14 protein-coding genes are annotated in these 18,941 nt (G+C 44.0%); 7 read left to right on the top strand and 7 right to left on the bottom strand.

Annotation, left to right across the window (positions count from 1 at the left end; genetic code table 11):
- Positions 1 to 64 precede the first annotated feature (64 nt).
- The 3 genes from K5609_RS13820 (at position 65) to K5609_RS13810 (ending at position 6,495) form a co-directional block, all read left to right on the top strand.
- Positions 65 to 1,012, top strand: coding sequence for a hypothetical protein (locus tag K5609_RS13820; RefSeq protein ID WP_221074169.1), 948 nt, complete (start codon positions 65 to 67; stop codon positions 1,010 to 1,012).
- Positions 1,013 to 1,252: 240 nt separating this feature from the next.
- Complete coding sequence (locus K5609_RS13815; RefSeq protein ID WP_221074168.1) at positions 1,253 to 4,384, top strand: beta-galactosidase; 3,132 nt, start codon at positions 1,253 to 1,255, stop codon at positions 4,382 to 4,384.
- Positions 4,381 to 6,495: an alpha-galactosidase gene (locus K5609_RS13810; RefSeq protein WP_221074167.1), complete on the top strand. Its 2,115-nt coding sequence runs from the start codon at positions 4,381 to 4,383 to the stop codon at positions 6,493 to 6,495. The genes K5609_RS13815 and K5609_RS13810 overlap by 4 nt, the downstream gene beginning before the upstream one ends.
- A 6-nt stretch (positions 6,496 to 6,501) precedes the next feature.
- Here the strand turns inward: K5609_RS13810 and K5609_RS13805 are convergent, their stop codons facing one another.
- The 5 genes from K5609_RS13805 to K5609_RS13785 form a co-directional block, all read right to left on the bottom strand.
- Positions 6,502 to 7,509, bottom strand: coding sequence for a hypothetical protein (locus K5609_RS13805; protein WP_221074166.1), 1,008 nt, complete (start codon positions 7,507 to 7,509; stop codon positions 6,502 to 6,504).
- 73 nt (positions 7,510 to 7,582) lie between these two features.
- On the bottom strand, positions 7,583 to 8,392 hold the full coding sequence (locus K5609_RS13800) for a glycoside hydrolase family 11 protein (RefSeq protein ID WP_221074165.1): 810 nt from the start codon (positions 8,390 to 8,392) through the stop codon (positions 7,583 to 7,585).
- Between the two features lie 398 nt (positions 8,393 to 8,790).
- A complete protein-coding gene (locus K5609_RS13795; RefSeq protein ID WP_221074164.1) occupies positions 8,791 to 9,291 on the bottom strand; it encodes a hypothetical protein in 501 nt (166 codons plus the stop codon).
- 49 nt (positions 9,292 to 9,340) lie between these two features.
- Entirely contained in the window at positions 9,341 to 9,559 is a 219-nt protein-coding gene (locus K5609_RS13790) for a helix-turn-helix domain-containing protein (RefSeq protein WP_016401747.1), read from the bottom strand.
- Positions 9,560 to 9,571: 12 nt separating this feature from the next.
- Positions 9,572 to 10,285, bottom strand: coding sequence for a DUF2975 domain-containing protein (locus K5609_RS13785; protein ID WP_221074163.1), 714 nt, complete (start codon positions 10,283 to 10,285; stop codon positions 9,572 to 9,574).
- A 243-nt stretch (positions 10,286 to 10,528) separates the two neighbouring features.
- On the opposite strand from K5609_RS13785, the gene K5609_RS13780 reads away from it, so the two are divergent.
- A complete protein-coding gene (locus K5609_RS13780; RefSeq protein WP_221074162.1) occupies positions 10,529 to 11,167 on the top strand; it encodes an HD domain-containing protein in 639 nt (212 codons plus the stop codon).
- Between the two features lie 86 nt (positions 11,168 to 11,253).
- Here the strand turns inward: K5609_RS13780 and ppk1 are convergent, their stop codons facing one another.
- The gene (gene ppk1 / locus K5609_RS13775; RefSeq protein WP_221074161.1) at positions 11,254 to 13,341 is read right to left on the bottom strand and encodes a polyphosphate kinase 1; all 2,088 of its coding nucleotides are present in this window, start codon (positions 13,339 to 13,341) and stop codon (positions 11,254 to 11,256) included.
- 36 nt (positions 13,342 to 13,377) lie between these two features.
- Positions 13,378 to 13,881 (bottom strand): glycine cleavage system transcriptional repressor, encoded by a 504-nt coding sequence (locus K5609_RS13770; protein ID WP_221074160.1) that lies wholly within the window; start codon positions 13,879 to 13,881, stop codon positions 13,378 to 13,380.
- Between the two features lie 323 nt (positions 13,882 to 14,204).
- Between K5609_RS13770 and K5609_RS13765 the strand changes: the two genes are divergently transcribed.
- The 3 genes from K5609_RS13765 to pstB are packed head-to-tail and all read left to right on the top strand — an operon-like array spanning position 14,205 to position 18,938.
- Positions 14,205 to 16,415 carry an ABC transporter permease subunit gene (locus K5609_RS13765; RefSeq protein WP_221074159.1) on the top strand — a complete coding sequence of 737 codons (2,211 nt, stop codon included), beginning with the start codon at positions 14,205 to 14,207 and terminating at the stop codon, positions 16,413 to 16,415.
- Between the two features lie 22 nt (positions 16,416 to 16,437).
- Positions 16,438 to 18,093 carry a phosphate ABC transporter permease PstA gene (gene pstA / locus K5609_RS13760; RefSeq protein ID WP_221074158.1) on the top strand — a complete coding sequence of 552 codons (1,656 nt, stop codon included), beginning with the start codon at positions 16,438 to 16,440 and terminating at the stop codon, positions 18,091 to 18,093.
- A gap of 26 nt (positions 18,094 to 18,119) precedes the next feature.
- Complete coding sequence (pstB, locus tag K5609_RS13755) at positions 18,120 to 18,938, top strand: phosphate ABC transporter ATP-binding protein PstB (RefSeq protein WP_016401740.1); 819 nt, start codon at positions 18,120 to 18,122, stop codon at positions 18,936 to 18,938.
- Positions 18,939 to 18,941: the final 3 nt, after the last annotated feature.

Genomic DNA, 18,941 nt, shown 5'->3' with positions numbered 1-18,941 from the left:
CTAATAATGGGACTTTATTGGTATCGTTATCAGTATCGGCTATACCAAAAAGAGCGTTAGTTTTATGAAAACTTTGCCTATTGTGGCCGGCTTCTTTGCCATTCTATCTTCCTTCAACCTTTGGGCTACTCCAGTAACAAGCTTCGTGGTGGGCGGAGTGTGTGACCCTTCTCGTGCTACCTTAAATTCTATTATGGAGTCAGGAGAGGCAAGTGAATTATTGGGAGGTGTCAATCCATCTTATTCAGCCAGTGCTTGTTTGGTGTTTGATGGAAATGATGACGGCAACGCCAACGATCCTCAGGTGAATATTGGTCAAAAAGACGATGGTTTGCTAAATACTAAGTATGGGCCTGATGACTCTTTGTTTTTTATTGAGCCAGAAGAGCTGCAAAATTTGGATGACTTTCCTGCAGGCATTGCCGATGATCCTGGCTGGATTCACTTGGCTAGTGTAGGTGGCGCGATAGGGCAGAATGACCAATTAGCGGTGAACTATGATCAGGCAGGACCAATTACTAGTGGTGGATTATTCCTTGATATCGACGCTCTACTAAACATGACGTTTACTTGTGTGGATGATGATAACGGCGAGTGCAAAGCAGTAGATTGGGTTATAGAAACCGATCCAAGTATTATCGACCAAGTCTCTCAGTTGTTAGGTGAGGCGACTTTCGACCACCTTGTGTTCTCGATAAAAGCAGGTAATGGTTTTATCCTTTACGACTTCGACTTTATCGATATTTTTGCCCAGGAGTTAAGTGACTATCCCGCTTCAAGTTTAAACTTTAATACCCCATATAAGCTATCAGGTAGTTTAAATACTGGGGATTTTCTTAATCCGAATGGTAATAGTGCACAGGCTATATCGCACTTAAACGTTTGGGCGCGAGACCCTTCCGATCCTTCTATCACGCGTATCAATGAACCAAGTACCTTTGGCATATTCATACTGGCTATACTTGGTGTGATTAGTGCGCGACTAGCACGCAAAAATACTCAAGTTTCCTAAGCGCTTTACGCTTTGTTTTTCTACTAAACCAAATGTAACTACTCGCTAGTAGTTACATTTCATTTACTTTGTGTAAACGTTTTCCTGCTTTCGTGATTCTGCTCTCATTTTTGCCGAGATAGGCCAACTAAAATCAGCCAATAAACTTGTTATCACTGCTATTAACTCATCAAACTAGGTTTAGATGAATCTCATGATAACAAGCACCTACACTTTGCCACTTGGTTTATGGAGATAAGAATGACGCGAGTAAGCGCCACACTGTTAGCCCAAAAAGATTGGGAAAATCCCTCTGTTACTGAGCGTAATCGCTTACCCTCACATGTCCCTTTAGCTTCATATAGCGGCTTAGATGCAGCCTTAAATCTGCAACAGGCAGAACATCAGCTCAGTTTAAATGGGCAGTGGGACTTTTGTTTGCTAAAACAGCCTGAGCAACTGAGTGATGCGCTAATTGCTGGCAGCAAGGGTAGTTGGAAAAGTATAGCTGTGCCTGGTAATTGGCAGTTACAGGGCTTTGATAAAGCCATTTATACCAATGTCATTTACCCCTTCGAAGTGAATCCTCCCTATGTGCCTAGTGATAACCCTACGGGGGTTTATCGTACAGAGTTTAGCTACCAAGCTGCTTGGGCTAATAAACAAGTGCGCCTGCGTTTTGATGGGGTTAACTCTGCTTTTCACGTAGTTATAAATGGCCAACAAGTGGGTTACGGACAAGATAGCCGTTTAGCCAGCGAATTTGATATTGGGCCTTTTTTACAAGAGGGGACGAACCAACTGTGTGTGATTGTTTATCGCTGGAGTGATGGGAGTTACCTAGAAGATCAAGACATGTGGTGGTTAAGCGGCATTTTTCGTGACGTGAGCATTTACGCTAAGCCGCAAGTTCATATTGCAGACTTTAGCATCAATACCCAACTAGACGCTTGTTATCGAGATGCGCAGTTGCAAGTCGAGGTACAACTGGCTGGGGCTAGTTTAGCGCAGTTAGACGGCTACCAAGTTGAGCTGCAGCTTTATGACGGTGATGGCGCGGTATTCGCGAATCCAGTGCGAGAATCCACCAACAATTTGTCGGTAGATGAAAAAGGCGGCTTTGCCGATCGCATTTTTTTAAGCAGCAATGTTGTTGAACCTAAGCTGTGGAGTGACGAACAACCTAATTTGTACCGAGCGGTCTTAAGTTTATTAGATGCTAAAGGAAACGTACTGGAAGTGGAACAAAGCTCGGTGGGCTTTCGCTGCGTAGAAATTAGCGATGGTTTACTAAAACTCAACGGCAAGCCGGTGTTAATTCGTGGGGTAAACCGTCACGAACATGACCCAGAGCTTGGCCACGTAATGACCGAAGCCAGCATGTTGCAAGACATAAAGTTGCTAAAGCAAAACAACTTTAATGCTGTACGCACCGCACATTATCCTAATCACCCACGTTGGTACGAGCTCTGTGATGAATACGGATTATTGTTAGTTGATGAAACCAACCTAGAAACCCATGGCATGTTTCCGATGAAACGTTTGTCGGACGATCCGCATTGGATGCATGCGTATATGCAGCGAGTAAGCCGCATGGTAGCGCGTGACAAAAACCATCCGTCGATCATTATTTGGTCTTTAGGCAATGAGTCTGGCTATGGTTGTAATCACGATGCTATGTATGGCTGGTTGAAACAAGCTGATCCAAGCCGCCCGATTCAATACGAAGGGGGTGGGGCCGATACTCCCGCTACTGATATTTTGTGTCCAATGTATGCCCGGGTAGATTGGGATACCGCAGGAGAGGGGATCCCTAAGCGAGCCATTACCGCGCATATTGCCGACCCTAACGAACAGCGTCCGCTTATTTTGTGTGAGTATGCCCATGCTATGGGCAACAGCTTGGGAAGTATTGAAGAGTACTGGCGAGCATTTCGTTTGCATCCTCGCTTGCAGGGCGGTTTTATTTGGGACTGGGTTGACCAAGGTATTACCAAGCAAACTGATTCTGGAGAAACATACTGGGCTTATGGGGGCGATTTTGGCGACCAACCTAATGATCGTCAGTTTTGTATTAACGGGCTGATTTTCCCAGATCGCAGCCCACACCCTAGCTTGCATGAAATTAAGTATTTACAGCAATACTGGCAGATAAATGCAGAAAACCTAGCCAAGGGCGAGGTGTTAATCAGCAATGAGCACTTAGTAAATGATAGTAGCAACACGGTAGGGGAGTGGCGAATAGAGCGTAATGGCGAGCTATTTAGCCAGGGAGAGTTTAGCTTAAGTTTGCAAGCTGGTGAGCAGCAAATAATGTGTTTGCCAAAGCCAGCCATACAAGATTTAGCGACTCAAACTAGTGGTGAGTTTTGGCTAACTATAAGCATTAAATTGAAACAGGATACTGCGTGGGCACCGGCTGGCCATAGTTTGGCAAAACAACAGTTTAAGTTAGCCTTTGGCGGTTTAAATAGCCCTAAACCTATAAATAAAGCCGAAGTTAAATGCACGCAGCAAGATCGCAGAATACGCTTTGAGAGCCCAAAACAGCTGCTTGAATTTGATTGTGTTAGCGCGCAATGGCTAGCTTGGACGGTAAATGAAAAGCAGTTGTTTACCGCCGCTCCGGTTGATAATTTTTACCGTGCTCCGCTCGATAATGATATTGGAGTAAGCGAAGCCAGCCAAATGGATCCCAACTCGTGGATTGCCCGTTGGCAAAGCGCTGGACTTCATCAACTCAAACGTGAAGCTTTAGATTTTAATTTCTCTCAACTTAGCAACGGATGCTGGCTTGTGGAATGCAGTAGCGAGTATCGCCATCAGCAGAAAACCGCTTTTAAGGTGTTACACCGCTATGTGATTAGCGCCGACAAGGTGGCTTTTGATTGTGAGGTGAGCGCCGCAGCTTACTTGCCGCCTCTGCCAAGGGTTGGGCTTAGCTTAAGTCTAGACAAACAATTTAGTGAGCTGTCGTGGTTTGGTTTGGGTCCACATGAAAATTACCGAGACCGTTTAGCCGCTGCTACCGTTAGTCGCTATAGTGAAACTGTCAATAACTTGCATACCCCCTATATTTTCCCTAGCGAAAATGGCGGGAGGGGAGAGGTCAGGCAGCTGTCTATTAAGCATGAGCAGCAGTTGAATGTAGAGCTGCACTGCCAACCTAGTTTGCAAATGACAGCGAGTCGTTTTAGCCAGCAAGACTTAAGTGACGCAACACATAATTATCAGCTTAAAGACAGTGGCAGTGTGTTTGTACATTTAGATGTTGCCCATCAAGGAGTGGGGGGAGATGACTCTTGGAGTCCTTCGGTACACCCTAAACATCAGGTACTAGAGAACTACTTTAGTTACCACATTGATTTTACCGCACAAGGATCGTTGCTATGAGCTTGTTTCATTTATTAGGGCGAAGCAGTAGCTTGCTGTTAAAGCAAACCAACAGCCTACCAGAAATCATTTATTGGGGCGCAAAGCTTAATGGCCCAATCGATGAAGCCTTACTGGATGCGATTAGCCGGCCGGTGCCTGAAGCAAGCCTAGACGAAGACGTGCCGTTAACCCTTTGCCCAGAGGCCAGTGAAGGGTGGTTCTCTAGCCCAGGCCTTGAGGGAAACCGCGCCGGTAAAGATTGGTGCCCAAGCTTTACCGCTAACGCCACCCTTGAAGGTCATAGCAAGTTAATTGTAGAAGCCGTAGATAGCCGTGCAGAATTAGCGCTTAGTTTGAGCGTAAGCCTTGATGAGGCGAGTGATGTGCTTACTTTGCAAAGTAAGGTAACTAATCATGGCGAACAAGCTTATAACTTACAGCGTTTGGCGCTTACCCTGCCTTTGCCAGCCTATTGTGATGAACTGTTATCATTACATGGCCGCTGGACTAAAGAGTTTCAGCAACACCGTCAGCCCTTGGAGCGGGGGATAATAAGCCAAGAGAATCGTCGTGGGCGTACTTCACACCAGTATTTTCCGGGAGCGATTATCGGCAGCAAAGGCTTTTCTCACCAAGTGGGAGAAGTGTTTGGCTTTCATTTCGCTTGGAGTGGTAATCACCGTATTCAAAGCGGTGTAAAAACCGATGGGCGACGTTGGCTACAAGCCGAAGAGTTATTGCTTAGTGGTGAAGTTCGCTTGGCTAAAGGTGAGAGTTACCAAACTCCAGAGTTGATGGCGACCTATGCCAGCACTGGCTTAAACGCAATGAGCGCTAACTTTCACCATTATGTGCGTAGCCACATTCTTCGCTTTCCTGAAGCAGGTAAAGCGAGACCAGTGCACCTTAACACTTGGGAAGGGATCTATTTTGACCACGATCCCGCTTACATTAAAAAAATGGCCAGCTTAGCGGCAGATATTGGTGTAGAGCGCTTTATTATTGATGATGGCTGGTTTATTGGTCGAGAGCACGATAAAGCCGGTTTGGGGGATTGGTTTTTAGATAGCCAAAAGTATCCGCAAGGCTTAGAAGAAGTAATAAACCATGTGCATGCATTAGGCATGGAGTTTGGTTTGTGGTTTGAGCCAGAGATGGTTAACCCTGACTCAAATTTGTACCGTAAACACCCTGAATGGGTATTGGGGCAGGCCGGTTATCAACAAAAAACGGGTCGTTACCAATATGTACTCGATTTACAAAATTCTCAGGTATTTGCCTATCTGCTTGAACGCTTAGATAGCTTATTAAGTGAATATGCTATTGCCTATATAAAGTGGGACATGAACCGCGAGCTAGTTCAACCAAGCCACTTAGGTGAAGCGGCGGTGCATGGTCAAACTCAAGCCTTTTATGCCTTAGTGGACGAATTGGCTAAACGCCACCCCGAGCTGGAAATCGAAAGCTGCTCCTCGGGCGGCGGTCGCATTGACTACGAAGTACTAAAACGCAGCCATCGATTCTGGCTCTCAGATAGCAATGACGCATTAGAGCGGCAAATTATGCAGCCAGCGATGTTGTACTTTTTCCCACCAGAGGTGATGGGCTCACACATTGGTCCTGCTCATAGCCATACCACCTATCGACAACATAGCATTGGGTTTAGGGGGCTAACCGCATTGGTTGGCCATATGGGCGTAGAGCTAGACCCAGTAGCAGTTGATGCCAAAGAGCGAGAGCAGTTTGCGCACTATATTGCCTTACATAAATCACTGAGGCCCTTGCTGCACTCTGGCACTTTCCATCAGTTAAGTGCTAGTGATAATAGCTGGCAAGCTTATGGCGTGTTAGACCAAGATAAAGGCGAAGGCGTTTACTGGGTGGTGCAGTTGTCTATGCCAGCTTACACTTTGCTGGGCAGACTAAAGCTAATCAACTTACAGCCTCAAGCCCTTTATAAAGTTGAAGTATTGGATAAACCAGACTTTAAACACATTATGAAAAAGTTTCCTAACTGGCTTGAGAAAACATGCTTACTTAGCGGTGAGTGTTTAATGAACTTAGGTTTGCAATTACCCATTATGGATCCAGAAACCGCGATGTTAATTAAAGTAACGCGCCAAGCTTAAGCTAAGTTAGTTAGCGCTAAGGCGTGCGTATTCTTGTCGGCTTAAATCAAAAGAGGTGAGCAGCGTTTGTTGTGCTTCAAGCCACAAGGAATCTTGTTGATCGCTGGCCATATCTAATAAAATGGTTTTCAAGTTATCTGCTGCAGGAATGCTGCCGCTATTAATGTTGTTTAGTACTGCTAGTTGGATTGCTTGTGAACTGTTGTAAAGCATGTCACTGGCAATAACAGAGCGCTGTTGATTGTGGCTAAAGCGCATCAGCTGAGATAGCAGCATTTCTGCTTCATCACCATCGGCTGTTAATACTTGCTGTTCCAATTCACCGGTAATTACTTGTCGTTCTGGATCTGATATTTGATAAGGCTTTAACAAACTTAAGGCTTCTACTCGTGTATTAGTATCGGTTTGCTCTAGTGTTACTAGGTCTACCAAGCCTTGAACCAGCAGCGGAGACTGAATTTCCGAAGCGCTGCTTAGCAGCGAAAGAAACTTCTGCTGAGACTGGGCATCACTTAGCATGGCGTACTGCTCTGCTAAGCCCAGCAAGGCTTGCTTACTGTTTGAGTTAGCGCTGCTTTGAATAGCTGAGAGTAGTAAATCAAAGTCAGGGTTGTCTATGTTAAGCGCTGCTAGTTGCTCAATTGAGTTCGCTAAGCTTGCAGGATTATTTTGTATAGCGTGCTTTAGTGCATCAAACTGCGCTGCTTTATTTGGTTTAGCTTCATTATGTGCTTTGTTACTTAGCTCTATGTTATCTGGAGTGTGTTTAACGAGAACCTGCGCTGGTTTGCTAACAGGCTTATTGGCGAAATTATCTTCTAAGTTACTATTTCTAAATAATAAATCTGTATTTTTAGCACTGCTATTTACAGGGTTTTCCAGTGTTGCTAAATCTGTTTGTGAGTTTTCATGAGAGAAAGCCCCAGTGCTCGGCTTTGGATGGTAGATAACAGCAACGAGGTAGCCTGCGATAAAGGTGCCAGCTAAAGAGAGTACCCATCCATAAGTTTTCATCGTTGCTTCCTACTATTCCTTTTGAAGCCAAGTGTTATTCAACACTTGGCTTTATTTCATTTTAGGTTAAGCGTTATCGTGGCCAAAGAGAGATATCTACAGCGCCTTTGTGATTGATGTTAGCGTCACCAAATATTTCAATAGCGAGAATTTGGTAACCGTTCGATATTCCATCAGCTTTAAAACCTAAATCCGAGTTGTCCCAACGATTTACGTGAGGTCCAAAATCTAAGTTATGGTTGTTACCCTTAGAAGTAGGAGAGCGGCGTACGCTCCAAAACTGTTTGAAGCTTCGGTCGTTACCGCTACCACAATATTGTGCGCCATTCCGATCTACGACGTATACATCGTAAGTGGCGTTGTTGGCCTTAACTGTACCTTTGCTTTTCGCTGGAGCGCCGACTTTTTCATCCCAAGGTACGAATTTTCCAGGCCCTTTCCAGGTATCTACTACATAGTACTCTTGCGAGGTACTGCCACTGCATGACCACCCATATAGGGCCACTAAGGCTTTTTGAATATTGGAGTTACTGGTGAGCTCGCCAACGTTATAACCAATCTTGCGATATCTCGCCCCTGTATTCCAGCCTAATCCGCCAATGGCATCTTCGCCCCATGACTTAGCCATATCCCATTCGGCACGATAATGACGGTTTGCTTCGTTATATAAACCAAGCTTCACTTTACACGTTTTAATATCGTTTTGACTCAATTCAAACCAAGAGTAGAAGTTACCACGGTAGTAACCGGAGCCATAACCGTTGCCGGAGTCTGCAGCTGGGTCACAGATGGTTTTGCCTATGCTTGCCGCACTTACCGTGCTTGGAGCGGTTAAGAGTAAAGAGCTAAGCGTTAGTGTTAGCGCTAACAATGGAGTTTTCATTTAGGTGTCCCTATTCCGTTAAAGTTACCAACGAACTAGTCACACATGATTTCCTGTAGCGTGACTATACCACTCGTTAAGAGCACGTTTATCAACGTGATTCTAATGTGTATTTTTTGTTACGCCTTAGTATTGGATTGATATAATTTTAAGGTCAAATCGAATAGTAAAAACTCAAGAACTGGTCAAACTAAGCGAAGAAATTCAACGTCTTGTGAGATAACGAAATTGACATGTGAGAAAGTGTAAAGGCTTTGTAAAAAGGGGGCTTGGACAATGACATGCAGCTTTATAAGCGATTGCTTGTGTATCTTAGCAATCGCTATATTTCACGCTGGCTAGAGGCTAATAGAAGACGTTTAATCGAACATTCCTTCAATTGCAATATAATAGTTTAACTAATCAATAGAAGCTAAAATTGCGTCTAGCTTCGCGTATTTTTTGTACAATTCTTGTTCTTCGGTTTCACTATAATTGTGACTTAGCAGATCTATCTCTTTAAGTTGGATATCTCGCCATAGCTCCAAAGCTTGTAATTGTTCTTCGTTACTTAAGTTTGCTAGGACATTTACCTTTATCAAATCTGTTTGGTTATCAGCGAATAGCTGATCTAACTGCTGATAAAGTGTATTGAAGGTGACGTTTACTTTGAGTTTATCGGTGTTTTCAGCACTTTCTAATTGCTGTTCTAACGCGAGCATTTGCTTTCGCCAGTCTCTTGCAAGAGCTTGTTTATCGCTCGGTAAGTTAGCGATCGAAGCATCATAATCTACTACTACAAACGGGTCGCTTAAGTTTTCTAGATTGCGAACTTCTTCTGCGTGCAAACCCGAAAAATAGAATGCAAAAGCAAGAACAGGTGCGAACAGTCTTAGGTTTTGTTTAAGTCGGTAGTTCATGTTTAGTTCCTTGTAACTTTATTGGATTCTGCTGTTTGTTCTTATCGAATTAGCGAGCATCTTGCTCCGGCTGATACTCGAGTAAATCGCCAGGTTGGCATTCTAAAACCTGACAAATTGCGCTTAGTGTTGAAAACCTAATGGCTTTGGCGCGGCCTGTTTTCAAAATCGATAAGTTTTGAACGGATATGCCCACAGCGTCTGACAGATCGTTCAAACGCATTTTTCTTTTGGCTAGCATTACGTCTAGATTAATTACTATCGTCATTGCTCGCTCCTGCTAAATGGTTGCGTCAACATCGGCTTGAATTTGCATGCCCAACTTCATCACGTGGGCGACCATAATCATAAACAAGCCTGCTAGAAGTAATGGGAAGTCTAACTGTATATACTCCAAGCTTACCCATTCATGAGGCGGTGGAATAAGACCAAATAGGTGTTCTGGAGGCGGCGGTGGCATAAAGCCAAATAAATCTTCTGGAGGTGGTGGGAAAGGCAAGCCAATCGGCATTTCCATAGGAAACACTAATTGCTCGATGAGGTAGCTCGCAATACTGTTTACTGTAAACAGCGCAACTAATGCCCAGCCAATATATTGAAAACTGCGAGTGGTTTCTTGAGTGAAAACCTTGCCTTTACTGTAGGCTAAGAACAAACGGTCAATTTGCCAAATCAAACAAGCCATAATGAGGCTAGTGGTGAAAAATATAGCCACTGCAACAAAGCGCATAGTAAGTGACAGTGGTTCAGGGGGAGCAAAATGCAGGTCATTGTCGATGATTTGACCGTTCTCAAAGATAAGTTCGGGATAACCAAGCAGCATTTCCATAACCGTGTGAAAACTAAATACCCAAGGGCTGTGTTTCATTGGTTCAATATCTAAGCCCAGTTCGCTAGGGAAGCCCACCAAACAAATTAAAATTAAGGCAACTAAGCCCCATAGCATTAGTCGCATCCGTTTACCAACGATACTAATTGCTTCAAGTGATTGCATACCCTTGCTTCTCCATATAGGCAGTTTTCCTGATAAAAGATGTTTATTTATCGATTATCATTAAATAATGAATGGTAAAGTTGTTTGTGTAAACACTTTTTCTAGCTTTAATCGCGTAAAGTTGAGCGGGCTTTTACTTGCTTTAGTTATGATGAAACCGAGAAGAATTGATCTAGTAGCTTTGACTCGAAATGGGCTTTTGGGTAGTTTACGTCCATTAACTAACCTCTTATTCTGAGCTTTATGATTAAGCAATTAGAGACTCATTACAGACAGTTTTTACAGGGGCTGCAGACCAGTGATACTGCCCACGATATCGACCATATTGAGCGAGTCGTTAAATTGGCTACCTACCTGTGTATACAAGAAGAGGGCAAGCTTGAAGTAGTGGTTCCAGCCGCTTGGTTACACGATTGTGTATCACTGCCTAAAAACCACCCTCAGCGCAGGCTGGCTTCTAGTTTAGCGGCAAATAAGGCAGTTGATTTTCTTAAGTCAATTGCTTACCCAACTCATTACTTAAGTGACATTCATCATGCAATAGAAGCCCATAGTTACAGCGCAGATATTAAGCCAAGCAGCCTTGAAGCAAAGATTGTTCAAGATGCAGATCGTATAGACGCGCTAGGCGCCATAGGCATTAGTCGCTGTATTCAAGTAGGAACTGGCTTACAACGCCCACTTTATCATCGTGATGACCCAATGTGTGAATCAAGAGTACCTGATGATAGTCAATACACCATCGACCATTTCTTTATTAAATTACTGAACATTGCAGATACGGTGCACACCACAGCGGCTAAGCGCGAGGCTGAAAAACGTAGTCAATTTATGAGGGCGTATTTAGCCCAGTTAAGCGACGAACTAGAACCACCGCACTAAGTTTCAATTTCGGCTTGTTAATAAAACTAGCGGCTTTGCGCAATAAAAAAGGCCGCTAGTTAGCGGCCTTTTCGGTAACAATACTCTTAGTTACTGTCTTCTTCTTGAACCTTGCGTCGCGGCTTAGATTCAATCGCTTTTAGGTAATCGTGAGTCCACATTTGAGAGCGGATCTTACGACGGTTACCGCGCTGAACGTATTTGTTTTGCTGCTTGGCATCGATAATTCGCGCCTTGGTAGTATCAGCAAATTGTAGGTCCATTAAATCAATCACCCGCTGTTTAAGCTCGTCATTGTAAATAGGTACACCAACTTCAACACGCTCTTCGATGTTGCGGGTCATCCAATCGAAAGAGGCAATATAAACCTGATCTTCGCCGCTATGATGGAAGTGGAATACCCTTGGGTGCTCTAAGAAGCGATCGACAATGCTGATAATTTTTATATTGTCATTATTGCCTTCAAGCCCTGGTACTAAAGAACACATACCACGAATAATCATGCGGATTTTAACTCCCGCTTTACTGGCCGCATACAAGCGAGTGACTACGCCTTTGTCGACTAAGTTGTTCACTTTAATCGTGATTGCCGCAGGGTTGCCGGCGTTAGCTTGATTGATTTCGTAATCTATTAAACTAAACAAGCGTCGGCGCGTATCGTTGGGCGAAACAATAAGGTGTTGGAATTTAAAGCGTCGATAAGGCTTTTGAATGAAACTAAATACGTTTTCTACTTCTTGGCCAATTTCTTGGTTTTTGGTGAACAACGCAAAATCGGTATAAATTTTGGCCGTTTTCTCGTGAAAGTTGCCAGTGCCAATGTGGCTGTAATACACCCTTTGGTCGTCTTCTTTGCGGGTGATTAAAAGGAGCTTTGAGTGCACTTTTAGCGAAGGTACGCCAAATACTACTTTTACCCCAGCATCTGTAAGCATTTGCGCCCAGCCAATATTAGCTCCCTCATCAAAACGAGCGCGCAGTTCAATAACTACTGTAACTCGTTTGCCATTGTTAGCGGCATCAATTAGTGAGTTCATTAAGTGAGACTTTTTCGCCACGCGGTAGATATTGATTTTGATGCTGGTGACTTTGGGGTCAAAAGACGCTTGGCGTACAAACTCCGAAATATAACGGAATTTATGATAAGGGTAGTAGAGCAGAATATCCCGCGCGCTAATGGCATTAAATACCGTATCAAAGCTGTCGAAGTCACGGCAGTTCAGAGCAGGCAGCTTAGGGTTTTCTAAGTACTTTCTGCCCACATTTGGAAAACCAATGAAGTCTTTAAAGTTATGGTAGCGGCTACCACTTACGCTGTGGTCAAGTTTAGAAATGTGCAGCATTTTACTTAAACGCTTCACCATGCTGTTGGGCATTTCTCGATCGTAAACAAAGCGCACTGGTTCGGCGGTTAAACGCTGCTTAATACCCTCAGACATTTTTTCTAGCAGGCCTTGGTCTACTTCGTCTGTAAGATCGTACTCGGCATCTCGAGTCATCTTGATTGAGTAGGCCGCAACGGAATCGTATTCGTAAAAACCTCGTAACAAATCATCTAAACAGAAGCGGATGATGTTATCCAAAATGATTAAGGTTTTACGGGTTTTTGAGCCATCGGGCGGCAGTACCACAAAACGCGGTAAGCTGTCGGTTGGGATCTCAATCAATAGGTGGCTTTCTTTATCTGCTTTTTTTACTTCTACCGCAAGGTAGGTGTATTCGTCTTTTAAAAAGCGAACTAAGTCGGTACGTTTGGTTAATACTATTGGCGTAATATGACGCAATACTTTGTCTTTAAAGTATTTTCTTACCCAGTTTTGATGATTTTCGCTCAGTTGATCTTCGTTAATCAAAAAGATATTACGGCGCGCTAGGGTAAGAATAATCTCGCGATAGGTATCGTCGAAGTCTTGCTGCAGCTCTGCTAACTTGGCTTGTACGTCGTTGAGTAGTTGAATTGAGCCATCGTCTTTGGATTTAAGCTCATTAAGGATAATTCGACGTTTTAGTGCAGCAACCCTTACTTTATAAAACTCATCTTGGTTGTTGGAAAAAATACCTAAAAATCGAACTCGCTCGATAATCGGTACTGAATGGTCTTGCGCTTCTTGCAAAACTCGTTGATTAAACGAAAGCCAGCTTAACTCTTTCTCTATATATAGACTGTCGCTCATTGTTCACCTTTGATACTTACTTCTTAAAGTGGAGAATTAGTCTTGTTCAATATCTACCATTAGATCGTCGGCTAATGATTCCAAAGACTCTTGAATTGTGCCCAACTGTTCGTCGTTGGCACATGGCACACTGAGATTAGCGGTAAATATAAGGCCTCCCCAGTTGGGGGCGCTGGCAACATGGGTATTTATTTCGCTTAAACTTACACCCAGCGCATTAAGTGCTTGGGTCACCTCTTGTACAATGCCCACGCGGTCATTGGCGGTCACGGTAATAGCTACTTGCTGGTGGTCTTCATTATTACTGCTATCGCCTTCGGCAATATTCACCAGTAGATTTTGTTGATTAAGTAGATCATGGCTTAGGGCTTCAAGGTGTTGCTCGTCTACTTCTAAGTGCAGAATGCCTGCAAATTGGCCGGCTAGCTCAGTTAGGCTGCTGGCTAACCAGTTGCCTTTGTGCTGAACGACTAATGAGGATAATTGGTCAACGATGCCTGGTCGATCTTTACCAATGACACTTACCACGAGCTGTTTCATCTTGTTACTCCATAGCCTTGCACGCATTAGTTTTATTACAGCAAACTAATAGCGATGTTTCTGAGGGTTTAAAGTATGCATAGCTTTTAAGTAATTAGGAAGATACTTAAAGCCCCGCTTGGATAAAAAGCAAGCCAAGCATGCAATATAATTTCTTTGTAATATTAGATACATACAAATGTAACACATACCTGATAATGATAGTTGCTGAACGTTTTTTATCCCACCAAATTGTGACATTTTTTTTAGTATTTCACCCTGTAACAATACTGTCATAAAACTGCCATATACTTTCGCCAGACCTATTAAATTGTGAGGGATATATGACGCAGTCAGTGTCATTTAATAGTAGTGCTCAGCGGCTAATTAAGGACCGACTAACCCGCTACAGCGTAAGTGCTGGCGGGATTGTTGTTCTATTAGCACTGATCTTAATTTTCTTCTATTTATTGTATGTAGTTGCACCTATTTTCTACGGCGCGAGTTTAGAAAAATCTAAAACCATTCCGTTACAAGATAGCAGTGCCACAGTGGCTATTGGTGTTGAAGAGCAAAACGAAATTGCTTATCGCTTCAATGAAGACGGGCAGTTAAGCTTTTTCAACTTAATTGATAGCCAACGCGAGTTTCAAGACTATCAAGTTGAAGCAGACATTACTGCGTCTGACCGCACAGTGCCAAACCAAGGTTTGGTGGCTTACGGTACCGGTGATGGCTTGGCTTACATCGTTTCACCTAAGTTTGGTATTAGCTACCCTAACGACAAGCGTTTAATTACGCCAGGCATTGCTTACCCAATGGGTGAACAGTCCTTGATTATTGACCCAAAAGGACAAGCAATTGAACAGCTTGCCTTTGAGCGTCAAGAAGAGTCAGCAGTTGTAGCAGCGGTAACCGCCGATGGCCGAGGCTTGTTGGTTCGTTACGAAGCTGAAGAAGACATGTTTAATGAGTCTTTGGAATGGCTGCCCGAGACGGCCGATATTCCTAGCTTGCCAAGTAACATCGATCAAATCTTGGTAACGCCAGACTTACGCCGTTTATATATTCGTAACGGTAACCAGTTAGCTAACTACAATATCTCCGATATTGATAACGTTCGCTTAAACTCAGTGGACTTTATTAATAGTACCGACAGCAATGTCACTGATATTGCCTTACTAACCGGTGCTAGCTCTCTTATTGTTGCAAACGACAACGGCAAAATTAGCCAGTGGTTTGACGTAGCAAAAGATGGAGTGCGTAAGCTTACGCAAATTCGTGAGTTTGATGCAGGCGCTAAAGTAAACGAAATTGGTGTTGAGTACTTCCGTAAAGGCTTTGCTGTAAGTGGGGAAGATGGTTCTATTACCTTATTCCACACCACAGGCGGTGGCCGTTTAGTCCGTGAGGTGACCGATACTAAAGCCGTTAGCTTAGCTTTTTCTCCGCGAGCTAGTGGTTTACTAACTGAGACCGAAAACGGTCTTGAGTTTTATCACGTAGACAACGAGCACCCAGAAGTAACGTGGCGTGCTCTGTGGAGCAAAATTTGGTACGAAGGTTACCCCGAGCCGCAATATGTATGGCAATCAACCTCAGCCAGTGATGACTTTGAGCCTAAGCTCAGCTTAGTGCCAATTTCTTTTGGTACCATTAAAGCCGCTTTTTACGCGATGTTGTTTGCAGCGCCTATTGCTTTAGCTGGGGCTATCTACACTGCTTACTTTATGTCAGCGCCACTGCGCAAAGTGGTTAAGCCTACCGTAGAAATTATGGAAGCTTTACCCACGGTAATTTTGGGCTTTTTGGCGGGTTTATGGTTAGCGCCATTAATTGAAGACAACTTGCCTGGCGTAATTGCCATTATGTTGCTGCTGCCAGTAGGCTTTTTGCTCACTGCTTTTGCTTGGTCAAAAATGCCCAAGAAAGTACGCCAAATGCTGCCTGAAGGTTGGGATGCAATCGTACTTATTCCAGTTGTTTTGTTTATTGGCTGGGGCTGTATTCAAATTAGCCCAGCGCTTGAGCAGTGGATGTTTGACGGTGATGCGCGTTTATACCTAACCAATGAGCTAGGCATTAACTTCGACCAACGTAACTCTATGGTGGTGGGTTTAGCCATGGGCTTTGCAGTTATTCCTACGATTTTCTCTATTGCAGAAGACGCTATTTTCTCGGTGCCTAAGCACTTGAGTAATGGCTCTTTAGCATTGGGTGCTACGCCTTGGCAAACTTTAACTAAAGTGGTGATTTTAACTGCTAGCCCCGGCATTTTCTCGGCGGTAATGATGGGCCTTGGCCGCGCAGTGGGTGAAACCATGATTGTACTTATGGCTACCGGTAATACGCCAGTGATGGATTGGAGTATCTTCCAGGGTATGCGTACTTTATCGGCAAACATTGCGGTAGAGATGCCAGAGTCTGAAGTGGGAAGCTCTCACTACCGAGTGCTGTTCTTAGCAGCCTTTGTATTGTTTGTATTTACCTTTGCATTTAACACCATTGCTGAATTTGTGCGCCAACGTCTGCGCGACAAATATAGCTCGCTGTAAATAGGGATATGGGAACTAACCGATGAATAAGTGGTTTAAATCAGGTAACCCGTGGATTTGGATGACAGCGGGTGCGGTAAGCATAAGCTTGGTAGCAGTGATTGGATTGCTGCTATTAATTGCCGCACGCGGTCTGGTCTATTTCTGGCCAAGTCCTGTACTTGAAATGGAAGTCAAACAGTTTGGTGAAACCACAACTGTAATTGGCGAATTGTATGACACCGAGCTTGTGCCTATTGAGCGCTTAAAAGCCTCTGGTGCAAATTTGGAAGGCTTAGACGGCGACTTTGTAGAGCGCTTTTTGATTAAGACCGGTAACCGTGAATACGTAAATCTAGATTTTCGTTGGTTAACCGAGAATGAAATCTTATCGAAGAAGCAGCCTAAAGGTATGGCGGTAGTTGAGCGTCGCACCAACGGTAACTTTTACGGTTACGTTGAAGGTATTGTTAAAGGTGACACCACCATTAATGCTGCTGATGATGCTGATCACGAAAAGCTGTTTGAGTTGTTAGAACGCTCTAATGGCATTATTGACCAAGCCGACTCGCTGCAGCGTCATGATATTGGTGGCATTAACTACAGCCTAGAGCGTTTACGTTTAAAGCAGCGCAAGTATGAGCTGGCTGATGAACTAACGCCTGAACGCTTAGCTGGTATTGAAGCCGACGCCGAGCAATTGCATCAAGACTACTTGGTACTTGAGAAGCAGCTATTTGCTTACCGTGATGATGCACGCCGTGACCAACTGATTATCCGTGATATGCGCGGTGAGTTGGTGACAATTCCAATGGATAATGTATTGGATGTGTTCTTCCCAAATGAAATGAACTGGTTCCAAAAACTAGGGCATTGGGGACACCAAGCGGTTAAATTTATTGTGTCTGAGCCACGTGAAGCCAATACCGAGGGCGGGGTATTTCCAGCTATCTTTGGTACGGTATTCATGGTGATGTTGATGGCCGTTATTGTTACTCCACTAGGTGTTGTAGCTGCCATTTACTTGCACGAATATGCCGGCAATAACAGCTTTACTCGCTTAATACGAATCGCGGTAATTAACTTAGCTGGTGTACCTTCTATTGTTTACGGTGTATTTGGCTTAGGTTTCTTTGTTTATATGCTAGGTGGCAGTATTGACTCCTTGTTCTATCAAGAGTCACTACCTACGCCAACCTTTGGCTCACCAGGTGTAATTTGGGCAGCCCTTACCTTGGCAATTCTTACTTTGCCAGTGGTGATTGTGTCTACCGAAGAAGGTTTGTCGCGTATTCCTAGTGCGGTGCGTCAAGGCTCGTTAGCCTTAGGTGCAACTAAAGCCGAAACGCTGTGGCGTATTGTTATTCCAATGGCTAGCCCAGCCATTATGACTGGCCTTATTTTGGCGGTAGCCCGTGCAGCTGGTGAAGTAGCACCACTGATGTTAGTAGGTGTAGTGAAACTAGCACCAACATTACCGCTTGATGGCAACTTCCCGTTCATTCACCTAGAGCGTAAGTTCATGCACTTAGGCTTCCACATTTATGATGTGGGTTTCCAAAGCCCGAACGTAGAAGCAGCTCGACCTTTGGTGTACGCCACGGCATTTTTATTGGTAACGGTTATTATTGGCTTAAACTTAGCAGCCATCCAAATCCGTAACCGTTTACGCGAAAAGTTTAAAACGTTAGACCAATAAGCTAACGGCAATTTGTAGGAAAAAAAATGATTTCTTTGAATACAGAAAATAGTCGAGATACTAAATTAGATTTGGCTAACTTAACGGCAGAGCAAACTGCATTGGAAGTAAAGAACCTTGATCTTTACTACGGCAACAAACAAGCATTGTTCGATGTGTCGATGAAGATCCCGAAAGGGCAAGTTACCGCCTTTATTGGCCCGTCGGGCTGCGGTAAATCAACCTTACTGCGCTGTATTAACCGTATGAATGACTTGGTTGATATTTGTAAGATTAGCGGTGAGATATTGCTGCACGGACAAAACATTTACGATAAAAGCGTAGACGTAGCCGCACTGCGTCGTAACGTAGGTATGGTGTTTCAGCGTCCAAACCCATTCCCGAAGTCTATTTACGAGAATGTAGTATATGGTTTACGCCTACAAGGGATTAAAGATCGCCGCGTATTAGATGAAGCCGTAGAGCGCTCATTACGCGGTGCAGCCTTGTGGGAAGAGGTAAAAGACCGTTTGCACGAGAATGCCTTTGGTTTATCTGGTGGTCAGCAACAGCGTTTAGTGATTGCCCGCGCCATTGCGATTGAGCCTGAAGTGCTATTATTGGATGAACCAACATCAGCGCTTGACCCAATTTCTACATTGACGATTGAAGAGTTGATTAACGACCTTAAGAGTCGTTACACCGTGGTGATTGTAACTCACAACATGCAACAAGCAGCGCGAGTATCAGACCAAACAGCCTTTATGTATATGGGCGACATGGTGGAATATGCTGATACCAATACCTTGTTTACAACACCAGCGAAGAAGCAAACCGAAGATTACATTACAGGCCGTTACGGTTAATCC

It is taken from the genome of Agarivorans aestuarii (genome assembly GCF_019670125.1).
GTDB lineage: Bacteria > Pseudomonadota > Gammaproteobacteria > Enterobacterales > Celerinatantimonadaceae > Agarivorans > Agarivorans aestuarii.
Note: the sequence above shows the minus strand (reverse complement) of the source record. Positions and strands in the feature narration are given on the sequence as shown.